Source organism: Burkholderia sp. CCA53 (genome assembly GCF_001685525.1).
In the GTDB taxonomy this organism is placed as follows: Bacteria; Pseudomonadota; Gammaproteobacteria; order Burkholderiales; family Burkholderiaceae; genus Burkholderia; species Burkholderia multivorans.
On record NZ_BDDJ01000002.1, the window covers coordinates 144,836 to 156,584 of the forward strand.

General features: G+C 69.0%; 9 protein-coding genes. 7 read left to right on the top strand and 2 right to left on the bottom strand.

All coding sequences use genetic code 11. The annotated features are described in order from the left end of the window. Positions 1–343: 343 nt before the first annotated feature. The 6 genes from BCR55_RS17210 (at position 344) to BCR55_RS17235 (ending at position 8,141) form a co-directional block, all read left to right on the top strand. Positions 344–1,969, top strand: coding sequence for an APC family permease (locus BCR55_RS17210; RefSeq protein WP_006411781.1), 1,626 nt, complete (start codon positions 344–346; stop codon positions 1,967–1,969). A gap of 70 nt (positions 1,970–2,039) precedes the next feature. Continuing rightward, positions 2,040–3,632 carry an aldehyde dehydrogenase (NADP(+)) gene (locus BCR55_RS17215; protein WP_006411785.1) on the top strand — a complete coding sequence of 531 codons (1,593 nt, stop codon included), beginning with the start codon at positions 2,040–2,042 and terminating at the stop codon, positions 3,630–3,632. After that, complete coding sequence (locus BCR55_RS17220; RefSeq protein ID WP_035948190.1) at positions 3,625–4,647, top strand: Ldh family oxidoreductase; 1,023 nt, start codon at positions 3,625–3,627, stop codon at positions 4,645–4,647. Before BCR55_RS17215 ends, BCR55_RS17220 begins: the two co-directional genes overlap by 8 nt. A 185-nt stretch (positions 4,648–4,832) precedes the next feature. Then, positions 4,833–6,692, top strand: coding sequence for a dihydroxy-acid dehydratase (gene ilvD / locus BCR55_RS17225; protein ID WP_035487788.1), 1,860 nt, complete (start codon positions 4,833–4,835; stop codon positions 6,690–6,692). Next, positions 6,692–7,696, top strand: a complete 1,005-nt coding sequence (locus BCR55_RS17230) for a hypothetical protein (protein WP_254661848.1) — start codon at positions 6,692–6,694, stop codon at positions 7,694–7,696. The genes ilvD and BCR55_RS17230 overlap by 1 nt, the downstream gene beginning before the upstream one ends. Positions 7,697–7,757: 61 nt before the next feature. Further along, positions 7,758–8,141 carry a hypothetical protein gene (locus tag BCR55_RS17235; RefSeq protein WP_006399852.1) on the top strand — a complete coding sequence of 128 codons (384 nt, stop codon included), beginning with the start codon at positions 7,758–7,760 and terminating at the stop codon, positions 8,139–8,141. A gap of 294 nt (positions 8,142–8,435) precedes the next feature. On the opposite strand, the gene BCR55_RS17240 is transcribed toward BCR55_RS17235, so the two are convergent. Together BCR55_RS17240 and BCR55_RS17245 are read right to left on the bottom strand one after the other, a co-directional pair. After that, on the bottom strand, positions 8,436–9,272 hold the full coding sequence (locus BCR55_RS17240; RefSeq protein WP_065495124.1) for an SH3 domain-containing protein: 837 nt from the start codon (positions 9,270–9,272) through the stop codon (positions 8,436–8,438). A 27-nt stretch (positions 9,273–9,299) separates the two neighbouring features. Further along, on the bottom strand, positions 9,300–9,728 hold the full coding sequence (locus BCR55_RS17245) for a hypothetical protein (protein ID WP_172964949.1): 429 nt from the start codon (positions 9,726–9,728) through the stop codon (positions 9,300–9,302). A 358-nt stretch (positions 9,729–10,086) separates the two neighbouring features. Here BCR55_RS17245 and BCR55_RS17250 point away from each other — a divergent pair, with 358 nt between their 5' ends. Beyond that, positions 10,087–11,661: a sigma-70 family RNA polymerase sigma factor gene (locus BCR55_RS17250; RefSeq protein WP_065495126.1), complete on the top strand. Its 1,575-nt coding sequence runs from the start codon at positions 10,087–10,089 to the stop codon at positions 11,659–11,661. The last annotated feature ends 88 nt before the right edge of the window (positions 11,662–11,749 follow it).

The following is an 11,749-nucleotide window of genomic DNA, read 5'->3' on the forward strand; positions in this document are numbered from 1 at the left end:
AAATCGGCATAGCGCACAAGCACGCCGCACGCGCCCCGAAGCGCTGTGCCGATTTCGTCATTCTGCTCCGGTAAACCGCTCAAGCGCGATAGTGGTTTGCGCGGCGATACTGGTTTCCGTTCCCCCGACGGCGGCATGCAGGTCTTCCCCCCTTCGCGCCGTCGTCTTCGGTCCGGCCAGGCCCGCGGGACGTTCGTATCGGCGCCTGCCGGCGCTGCACGAATGCCCGCGGGCCGTCCGGTCGCTCGAACCGGATTACGCCGACCGGCAGGCGTGCGCCGCTGCTCCGTCGGAGCGCGGCGCACACGAAGCCTGTGCCGACATTCCCATAGGAGACACGCCCATGCCAGGCCAAGGCAACGCTCAATCGTCCGTCCCGCTTTCCGGTTCCGCGCACCCCGACGCGGGCCACGGCAAATTCAAGAAACAGCTGTCGCTCACCGACCTGACCTTCATCGGTCTCGGCGCCATCTTCGGTTCCGGCTGGCTGTTCGCCGCGAGCCACGTGTCGACGATCGCCGGCCCGGCCGGCATCTTCTCGTGGCTGCTCGGCGGCTTCGCGGTGCTGCTGCTCGGCATCGTCTACTGCGAGCTCGGCGCCGCGCTGCCGCGCGCGGGCGGCGTCGTGCGCTATCCGGTGTTCTCGCACGGCCCGCTGCTCGGCTATCTGATGGGCTTCATCACGCTGATCGCGTTCTCGAGCCTGATCGCGATCGAGGTGGTAGCCGCGCGGCAATATGCGGCCGCATGGTTTCCGGGGCTCACCGTCGAAGGGTCGAGCGATCCGACGACGCTCGGCTGGCTCGTGCAGGCGGCCCTGCTCTGCTTCTTCTTTTATCTGAACTACTCGAGCGTGAAGACGTTCGCGAAGGCGAACAACATCATCAGCATCTTCAAGTTCATCGTGCCGCTGGCGGTGATCGCGGTGCTGTTCACGTTCTTCAAGCCCGCCAACCTCACCGTGCACGGCTTCGCGCCGTTCGGCATGCCGGGCATCGAAATGGCCGTGTCCGCCGGCGGCATCATCTTCGCGTATCTCGGCCTCACGCCGATCGTGTCGGTCGCGAGCGAAGTGCGCAATCCGCAGCGCACGATTCCGATCGCGCTGATCCTCTCGATCCTGCTGTCGACGCTGATCTACGTGCTGCTGCAGCTCGCGTTCATCGGCAGCATTCCGACCGACATGCTCGCCGCCGGCTGGCACGACGTCAGCAAGGCCTTTTCGCTGCCGTACCGCGACATCGCGCTCGCGCTCGGCGTCGGCTGGCTCGCGGTGATGGTCGTCGCCGACGCGATGATCTCGCCGAGCGGCTGCGGCAACATCTACATGAATGCGACGCCGCGCGTCGTGTACGGCTGGGCGAAGACGGGCACGTTCTTCAAGGTCTTCACGCGCGTCGACGAGGCGTCGGGCATTCCGCGCGCGGGCCTGTGGCTCACGTTCGGCCTCTCGATCTTCTGGACGATGCCGTTCCCGTCGTGGGAAGCGCTGATCAACATCGTGTCGGCGGCGCTCGTGCTCAGCTACGCGGTCGCGCCGGTGTCGGTCGCCGCGCTGCGCCGCACGGCGCCCGATCTGCCGCGGCCGTTCCGCGCGAGCGCGTTCGCGATCACCGGCCCGGCGTCGTTCGTGATCGCCGCGCTGATCGTCTACTGGTCGGGCTGGCACACGGTGTCCTGGCTGCTCGGCCTGCAGATCGCGATGTTCGCGATCTATCTCGCGTGCCGCCGCTGGGTGCCCACCGCGCATCTGAGCCTCGCCGAACAGGTGCGCTCGTCTGCGTGGCTGATCGCGTTCTACGCGGCCATGATCGTGCTGTCGTATTTCGGCGGCTTCGGCGGTACCGGCCAGCTTGCGCATCCGTACGACACGGTCGTCGTCGCCGCGGTCGCGCTCGTCATCTACTACTGGGGAGCGCATACGGGCGTCCGTTCCGAGAAGCTGCAGCTCGAGGACGACGAAGGCTGACGCGCGCGCCTTTCCCATCATCCGCCGGCCGGGCGATCGCGCCCGGCCCTGCATTTTTCCGAGGAGAACCATGCAACTCACAGGTCAGCTGTTGATCGGCCGGTCGGCCGTCGCCGGACAGAACGGCACCTTCCACGCGATCGCCGCCGCAACGGGCGAACCGCTCGAACCGGCGTTCGGCGGCGCAAGCCTGCAGGACCTCGAGACGGCCTGCGCGCTCGCCGACGACGCCTTCGACCTCTATCGCGAAACGAGCCTCGACGCGCGCGCCGCGTTTCTCGACGCGATCGGCCGCAACATCATGGCGCTCGGCGATGCACTGATCGAACGCTGCGTCGCCGAATCGGGGCTGCCGCGCGCACGCGTCGAGGGCGAACGCGGCCGCACGGTCGGCCAGCTTGCGCTGTTCGCGTCGCTCGTGCGCGACGGCGGCTTTCTCGACGCGCGCATCGATCCCGCGCGCCCCGATCGCAAGCCGCTGCCGCGCGTCGATCTGCGCCTGCGCAATGTCGCGATCGGGCCGGTTGCAGTCTTCGGCGCGTCGAACTTCCCGCTCGCGTTTTCGGTCGCCGGCGGCGATACCGCATCGGCGCTGGCCGCCGGCTGCCCCGTCATCGTCAAGGCGCACTCCGCGCACCCCGGCACGTCGGAACTGGTCGGCCGTGCGATCCAGCAAGCCGTGCAGGAATGCGGTCTGCCGGCCGGCGTGTTCTCGCTGCTGTTCGACGCGTCGCGCGAAATCGGTCAGGCGCTCGTCGCCGATCCGCGCATCAAGGCCGTCGGCTTCACCGGCTCGCGCGGCGGCGGCGTCGCGCTGATGCATATCGCGGCCGCGCGCCACGAGCCGATCCCCGTCTACGCGGAAATGAGCTCGATCAATCCGGTGCTGCTGTTGCCGGCCGCGCTCGATGCGCGACACGATGCGATCGCGCAGCAGTTCGTCGCGTCGCTGACGCTCGGCGCCGGTCAGTTCTGCACAAATCCGGGCCTCGTGCTCGCGGTCGACGGCCCCGCGCTGCGGGCATTCGAAGCGGCCGCCGCGAGCGCCGTTCGCGCGGCCGCCGCGCAGACGATGCTGACGCCGCACATCCACGCGAGCTACGCGCGCGGCGTCGCCGCGCTGAGCGACCACGAAGCGGTCGAATCGCTCGCGCAAGGCGCCGAAGGCGGCCGTCATCAGGCGCGCGCCGCATTGTTCGCCACGTCGGCCGACGCGTTCATGGCACACCGCGCGCTGCGCGACGAGGTGTTCGGCCCCGCGTCGCTGATCGTCCGCTGCCCGGACGCCGAAACGCTGCATCGCGTGCTCAAGTCGCTCGAAGGCCAGCTGACGATCGCCGCGCACCTCGCCGACGGCGACGCGCCGCTGTTCGCCGCGCTGCGCGCGACGCTCGAGCGCAAGGCCGGGCGCATACTCGTCAACGGTTTCGGCACCGGCGTCGAAGTCGGGCACGCGATGGTGCACGGCGGTCCGTTCCCGGCGACGTCCGACACGCGCACGACGTCGGTCGGCGCACGCGCGATCGAGCGCTTTCTGCGCCCCGTCTCGTACCAGGACGTGCCGGACGCGCTGCTGCCCGACGCGATCCGCGATGCGAATCCGCTGAACGTGCCGCAACGCATCGATGGCGTGCCGATGCCGCGCGAGGCGCGCAATGGCTGAGCCGATCGACGCCGTCGTCCTGTCGCTCGATGAAGTGCACGCGCTCGCGCTGCGCGTGCTCACGCATCACGGGCTGTCGGACGCGCATGCGCGCGCGATCGCGAACGTCATCACGCAAGGCCAGCGCGACGAGTGCCACTCGCACGGCGTCTACCGGCTGCTCGTCTGCGTGCGCTCGCTGCGCAAGGGCAAGGTCGATCCGCAGGCGGTGCCGACGCTGCGGCGGCTCTCGTCGTCGATCGTCGCCGTCGACGCCCATCGCGGCTTCTCGCTGCTGAGCTTCGAGACGGGCCTGCCCGTGCTCGTCCAGATGACGAAGCAGCACGGGATCGCCGCGATGGTGATCAACCGCTGCTATCACTTCTCCGCGCTCTGGCCTGAGGTCGAGGCCATCGCGGCGGAAGGGCTCGTCGGCATCGCGATGAATCCGAGTCACAGCTGGGTCGCGCCGGAAGGCGGCAAGGAGCCGGTATTCGGCACGAACCCGATCGCGTTCGCGTGGCCGCGGCCGAGCGGCATGCCGTTCGTGTTCGATTTCGCGACCAGTGCGATCGCGCGCGGCGACATCGAGCTGCACGCGAAGCAAGGCAAGCCGATCCCGCCCGAATGGGCGATCGACGCGCAAGGCCGGCCGACCACCGATCCGCGAGCCGCGCTGCAGGGCGCGATGCGCACGTTCGGCGGCCACAAGGGATCGGCACTCGCGGCGATGGTCGAGCTGCTCGGCGGCGCGTTGATCGGCGACCTGACGAGCCGCGAATCGATGGACTTCGACGAAGGCGTCGGCGCGACGCCGTGCCACGGCGAGCTCGTGATCGCGTTCGATCCGAAGGTGTTCCTCGGCGACGATCTCGACGCGGGCCTCGCGCGCGGCGAGCGGATGTTCGACTCGATCGTCGCGCAGGGTGCGCGGCTGCCGTCGCAGCGGCGCTTCGATGCGCGCGCACGCAGCATCGCGAACGGCGTGCGCATCCCGCGCGCGCTGTACGACGAAATCGTCGCGCTGCTCGACTGAACGGCTGGCGGCTGGCGGCGGCGCGGGCGGGCTGGCGCGGGCCGCCGCCCCCCACCCGCGCGGCGCCTGTGGGATAATCGCCGGGTTTGCCCAGGGCGCAGCTCAAGAGGTTGTTCGCACGGGCGCGCGAGGGGCCTCAATCCCGTGCCCCCACCCTTTTCCGCGATCTTTCTTCAGCAACCACAATGCCCACATACCGTTCCAAAACCTCCACCGCCGGCCGCAACATGGCGGGCGCGCGCTCGCTGTGGCGCGCCACCGGCATGAAAGACGACGATTTCCAGAAACCGATCATCGCCGTCGTCAACTCGTTCACGCAGTTCGTGCCCGGGCACGTGCACCTGAAGGATCTCGGCCAGCTCGTCGCGCGCGAGATCGAAGCCGCCGGCGGCGTCGCGAAGGAATTCAACACGATCGCCGTCGACGACGGCATCGCGATGGGTCACGACGGGATGCTCTATTCGCTGCCGAGCCGCGACATCATCGCCGACTCGGTCGAATACATGGTCAACGCGCACTGCGCGGACGCGATGGTCTGCATCTCGAACTGCGACAAGATCACGCCGGGCATGCTGATGGCCGCGATGCGCCTGAACATTCCGGTGATCTTCGTGTCGGGCGGCCCGATGGAGGCCGGCAAGACGCGCCTCGCGAACCCCGTCACGAAGACCGTCGAGCTGAAGAAGCTCGACCTCGTCGACGCGATGGTGATCGCAGCCGACCAGTCCTACTCGGATGCCGACGTCGCCGAAGTCGAACGCTCCGCCTGCCCGACCTGCGGCTCGTGCTCGGGGATGTTCACCGCGAACTCGATGAACTGCCTGACCGAAGCACTCGGCCTGTCGCTGCCGGGCAACGGCACGGTCGTCGCGACGCACGCCGATCGCGAACAGCTGTTCAAGCGCGCCGGCCGCCGCATCGTCGAACTGACGCGCCAGTACTACGAGCAGGACGACGAGCGCGTGCTGCCGCGCTCGGTCGGCTTCAAGGCGTTCGAGAACGCGATGACGCTCGACATCGCGATGGGCGGCTCGACCAACACGATCCTGCACCTGCTCGCGGTCGCGCAGGAAGCAGGGATCGCGTTCACGATGAAGGACATCGATCGCCTGTCGCGCGTCGTTCCGCAGCTTTGCAAGGTCGCACCGAACACGAACAAGTACCACATCGAAGACGTGCATCGCGCCGGCGGGATCATGGCGATCCTCGGCGAACTCGATCGCGCCGGCAAGCTGCACACCGACGTGCCGACCGTGCACGCACCGACGCTGAAGGACGCGCTCGATCAGTGGGACATCGTCCGTACGCAGGACGAGGCGGTCCGCAAGTTCTATCTGGCCGGCCCGGCCGGCATCCCGACGCAGGTCGCGTTCAGCCAGGACACGCGCTGGCCGAGCCTCGACCTCGATCGCGCCGAAGGCTGCATCCGCTCGTACGAGCACGCGTTCTCGAAGGAAGGCGGGCTCGCGGTGCTGACCGGCAACATCGCGCTCGACGGCTGCGTGGTGAAGACGGCCGGCGTCGACGAGAGCATCCTCGTCTTCGAAGGCACCGCGCACGTGACCGAATCGCAGGACGAAGCGGTCGAGCACATCCTGAACGACAAGGTGAAGGCCGGCGACGTCGTGATCGTCCGCTACGAAGGCCCGAAGGGCGGCCCGGGGATGCAGGAAATGCTGTACCCGACCAGCTACATCAAGTCGAAGGGTCTCGGCAAGGCGTGCGCGCTGCTGACGGACGGCCGCTTCTCGGGTGGCACGTCCGGTCTGTCGATCGGCCACTGCTCGCCCGAAGCGGCGGCCGGCGGCGCGATCGGTCTCGTGCGCGACGGCGACAAGATCCGCATCGACATCCCGAACCGCACGATCGACGTGCTGGTGTCGGACGAGGAACTGGCGCGCCGTCGCGAGGAGCAGAACGCAAAGGGCTGGAAGCCGGCGAAGCCGCGGCCGCGCAAGGTGTCCGCGGCGCTGAAGGCGTACGCGAAGCTCGTGATGTCGGCCGACAAGGGCGCCGTGCGCGACCTCTCGCTGCTCGACGACTGATGCCGGCTCGCGGGCGTCTGCCCGCGGGTCTGCGAAGCCGCTCCACGGAGCGGCTTTTTTGTGTCGTCGCCGATAGCAAGGGAACGCCGTCGCAGCACCGTGAAGATCGGCTCGGCGTCGACAGGCTTCTGCGCCCCCCGCACGTCGTCCGCCGGCACGCGCTCAAGCTTTTCGCGGACGATCCGTTAACGCGTGCGTCTCATAACCTTCAGCCAACGAACAGGCACGGAGATTGGACGCACATGTTATTCAACAAGCAGCGCTTCGCCGCGTTGATGCTCGTGATTTCGATCTCGAGCCATGCCAGCGATACGACCTCCGAGGTCAATCGCGAACAACTGGCGGCCGTCAAATCCGTGACGGTCGTCTATCCCGGTAAGCCGGTGTATATCGCGTTCGGGCCGTCCGGCCCCGTTCACATCCCCATTCCGCTTCCGGGTGCGGGCGTGGTCGGCGCGCTGGCAGCAGGCACCGCGGCCGGCGCGGTCAACGCCGAACTCGGCAAGAGCGACGATCATTCGCCCACCTTGCTGAACGATCTGGTCACCGCCCGATTCGGCGATACGGGGCTGAACCGGCGCTTCACCGACCGCATCGAGACGGTCCTGCGCAACCATGGCTTTACCGTCAAGGAAGTCGATGCGTCTGCGCCGGGTCTCCCGACGATCAAGCCGGACGAGCATTTCGCGTTGCACGCAAGCGGCGCGCCCTATCAGGGAAGCGATGCGGTTCTGTTCGTTCGCGTCGGAACAGGCTACGTATCGCCCGGTCGCTATCACGCCTACACGCGCAGAGCGATCGGCAACATCGTGATGTTCAAGAGCGACACCTACGAGGCGATTCTGAGCCAACACGTCAACTGGAAGCAGTCCGACGACGCCTACCGCTACGCGTCGGTCGACGCGCTGGGAAGCGATCTTCAACATGCCATCGACGGACTCGAGGAAGGCCTGATGGCCCAGGTCGATCCGTTCGACAAGCTGTTCGATGCGCCGCAGCGCTAAAGCGTCTCGAAGCGATCGCACGCGCTAAAATCGACGGTCGACGACCCACTTGATCGATGGCATGACGACGACATTCGACGACGCGACCACGGCAGCGATCGCGGCTTTTGCGCAACTGGATTTCTACACGGCCGTGCAGGCGATGCGCGCCGAGGCCGATTACGACCGCGAGCGGGACGAGTGGATCTCGCGCTATATCGACGAGCACGGCGGCGGCGCGGACGATGCGGAATACGACGCATTGCACGCGCAAGCGCAGGCAACGCCGGAATACGCGGCGTTCATCGATGCGATGCGCCGCGAAATCCTCGACTACTTCGGCGTGACCGACGATCAGCTGGACTGCATGATCGTGCTGCGCAACGACGACAGCGATGCGCTGTGGGCGGAAGTCAATCGACAGCGCAATGCGCTGGGAACCGGTGAAGTGCGCGGGGATCTTTGAGCGTCGCGTGTGCTTTAGGCTCCCAGCGATGCCGGATGCGCGATCCGTGTGCGGGCGGGCAAGCGGCGCCCCGGGCACCGCTTGTTGTCACCGCTTCAATCGAAGGACACGCTTTCCGACGGGAGGGGAAGCATTCGGATCTGTGGGAGCGAGCGAGTGTTGTCCGTCCAAGGCACGCTTAAATGTTGCCTCGGGATGACGCGCCGCAACGAGCGAGCAAGCGGTGTCCACGTAATCCGCCGACGTCCCCGCTTTTCACCGCCCTCGGCCATTCGCGCACGCTGCCGCACGCGCTCAATGACGGAACTCGTCCCCGCCCCCGCCACGACCGCCGCCCGCGTTCCCGCCGCCGCCCTGCTGATGACCGCCACCGCCGCCCTGACGCGGCTGCATCGCGGGTGCGCCGCCGCCCGGCGCGCCCTGTGGCCGAAGAACGGGCGGCAACCCCGGCGCGCGGCCGTTGCCTGACATGTTCGGCGCGGGCGCCGGTGAAGGCGCGGGTGCCGGCGCTGGACGCAGAACCGGCGGAAGCCCCTGCGCGGGAGCCTGATGCTGCGCAGGCGCAGGCGCCGGCCCACGCACCGCACCGTTCCAGCCGCCGCGCGTCGCCGACGGACGCGCATCGTGCGGCGCCGCACCGGGCGCCGGCGGCTGCAACACGGGCCCGCCTGGCTCGGGGCGCCCGCGCGCAGGCGGGAAGCCGCCCGGGCCGACCCTCGGTTCCGGACGATGCATCCAGCGATCGCGGTCGTGATACCACGGCCGGTTGCGGTAATAGCGATCCCAGTACGCGCCGATCGCGAAGCCCGTAATCGGCACGCCGATCATCGCGCCGTACTCGAGCATCGGCACGTAGCTGCCCTGGTACGGATAGTCGAGCAGTTGCGCGTCGATCCATCCGCGGACGCCCGGCAGCGCGACGTCGCACCACGTGTAGTCGCTCAGACAGCCGAACACGTCGAGCGCGGTGCCGGGCGGCAGCTCCGCGACGACCGGATAGTCGGGCGCCGGCCCGGCGAACAGCTCGGCCGGCGCGTTCGTATAGGCATCGCCCTGCGCATGCGCGACGCCCGGTACGGCAGCCAGCGCAAACGCAATGGCGGACAGGCCGCCGACAATCGTCTTTTTCATGTTGCTCTCCCGCGGCGCGGCCGCGCGTCAGTGCCGATGGCCGCCCCCGTGTCCGCCGCCCCACGGGCGGCCCCAGTGACCGCCGCCGCCGCGCCAATGGCCGCCGCCCCAGTGTCCCCAGAACCCGAAGCCGATCGCGACCGGCGGCCCGTACCAGGCCGGATAGTACGCAGGGTAGTAATACGGGTACGGCACGTAGGCCGGCGCGACGTACACGGGTGCCGGCACGACAGCGGTGTCGTACGTGGCGGCGCCCGCGGCATCGGACGACGACGCGGGCGGCGGCGCAGCAGCAGCGGAAGCCGCCGGCGCAACCGGCACTTCGCGCTGCGATGCCACGGCCGGCACCGGCGTGTAATACGGCGCATAGCCGTAGGGACTGGTGTAGTAGCAGCCGCCGAGCGTCAGCGCGACCAGCGCGACGACGCCCGGCCTTGCGGCGGAAACGGGACTCATCGGGTACTCCGGCATCCATTCGTGCGCCGCATCGGCGGCGCGCCTGACTCTAGCTTACGTCCCCTGCAGATTTCCGCGGGTATGATCCGTTACTGTTTGTTTCACGGCGCCGCGCGGCGCGCCCCGCGTGGCGCGGCCGCACGCGGATTGCGCCCGTCGCCGGCAGTAGCGCGCGCCGCGGGTACGGCGCGTGCTCGCGCGTGTGCCGGGCCGACGTTGAAGTCCAGGCGAATGCCCTCACGTTGAATACAGTCGGGCCGGCCGGCGTGAACGAACAGGCGTTCGCGAACACCCGGCGGCCCCCAACCGGCGGGCCTCGGTCCGCCTCACAAGGAACGCGGCCCGCGCCGCCATCGACATGACTACGCCACGCCCCACGTCCCGGGCGGACACGCCCCTCGATCCGATCATCCAGCTGCTCGCGCTGGCCAGCGAGCAGGGTTATCTGACGCACGCCGATCTCGTCGACGCGCTGCCGCCCGAAAGCGACAGCCCCGATGCGCTCGATGTCGTGCGCGCCGCGCTCGCGGACATCGGGATCACCGTGCTCGACGAGCCGGCCGCGCCGCCGCCGTTCGCGGCCGCGCCCGCGGTCGACGTCGATCGCGACGCGCTCGAAGAGGGTCGCGCGCTGCTCGGCGATCTCGCGCGCGGCGCGAGCGCGTCGACCGATCCGCTCGCGCTGTACATGCGTCGCATGCACGCAGTGCCGCTGCTCACGCGCGAAGACGAAATCGCGCTTGCGCGCGAGCTCGAAACCGGGCGCCACCAGATGCTGCATGCGCTCGCCGGTTGTCCGCCGGCGGTCGACGCGCTGCTGGCGCGCATCGGCACGACGGCGGCGAGCGCGCCCGACCGCAGCGACGGCGACGCGGACGACGCGGACGATGCGAACGACAGCGCCGACGCACCGGCAACCGCCCGCTTCGACGCGGTACGCGATGCCCTCGCCGACGTGCGGCGCGCGCTGCATGCGCACGGCTGCCGATCGAGCGCCTATCGCGACGCCCGCGATCGTCTCGCGGCCGAGCTCGGCGCGCTGACCTGGGTCACATCGGCCGTCGACGACGCAAGCCGCGTCGTACGCGCGCTTGCGGCCGCGTCGCGCGACGACGCGGCGCGCGCGATCGCCGGCGCGGACGCCGCGTGCTTCGACGCCGTTGCGCGCCGCGCACTGGTCGCGGCACTGAACGACGGCCAGCAGAAGGTGCGCGACGCGACGCGCGCGATGCTCGAGGCAAATCTGCGGCTCGTGCTGTCGATCGCGCGCAAGTACCTGAACCGCGGCGTCGATCTGTCTGACCTCGTGCAGGACGGCTGCATCGGGCTGATGCGCGCGATCGAGAAGTTCGAATACCGGCGCGGATTCAAGTTTTCGACGTATGCGACCTGGTGGATCCGGCAGGCGATCGCACGTGCGGTCGCGGACCGCGCGCGGACGATCCGCGTGCCCGTCCACGTCGGCGATCAGCATCAGCGCGTGCGGCGGCAAGCGCTGCGCTTCCGTCAGCGCACGGGCCGTCAGCCGACGCCGGCCGAACTCGCGGCCGAAACCGGCCTGGCGGAGGACAAGCTGCGCGCGATTCTCGCGCTGCCGGCCGAGCCGGTCTCGCTCGACACGCCGCTGCCGGACGCCGACACCGGCCTCGTCGACCTGATCGAGGACGAAACATCCGCGAGCCCGTTCGAACAGCTGGCCGGCGCGCGCATGCGCGAATGCGTGCGATCGCTGCTGCGTTCGGTCACGCCGGCCGAGGCCGACGTGCTGCGCCGGCGCTTCGGTCTCGGCGGCACCGAGCCGGACACCTACGACGCGATCGCGAAGGATGCCGGGATGTCTCGCGAGCGCGTGCGCCAGATCGAGAAGCGCGCGCTCGCCGCGCTGCGCACGGCCGCCGAAGCCGAAGGCGCACACGCGTTTCTCGACGCATAATCGTCGTACGCGGCGCGCGTCCGGCAACGTGCAACGTTTGCCATTGATGCACGTCAATCGCCGTTCGACACGCACCGCGACAATCGTC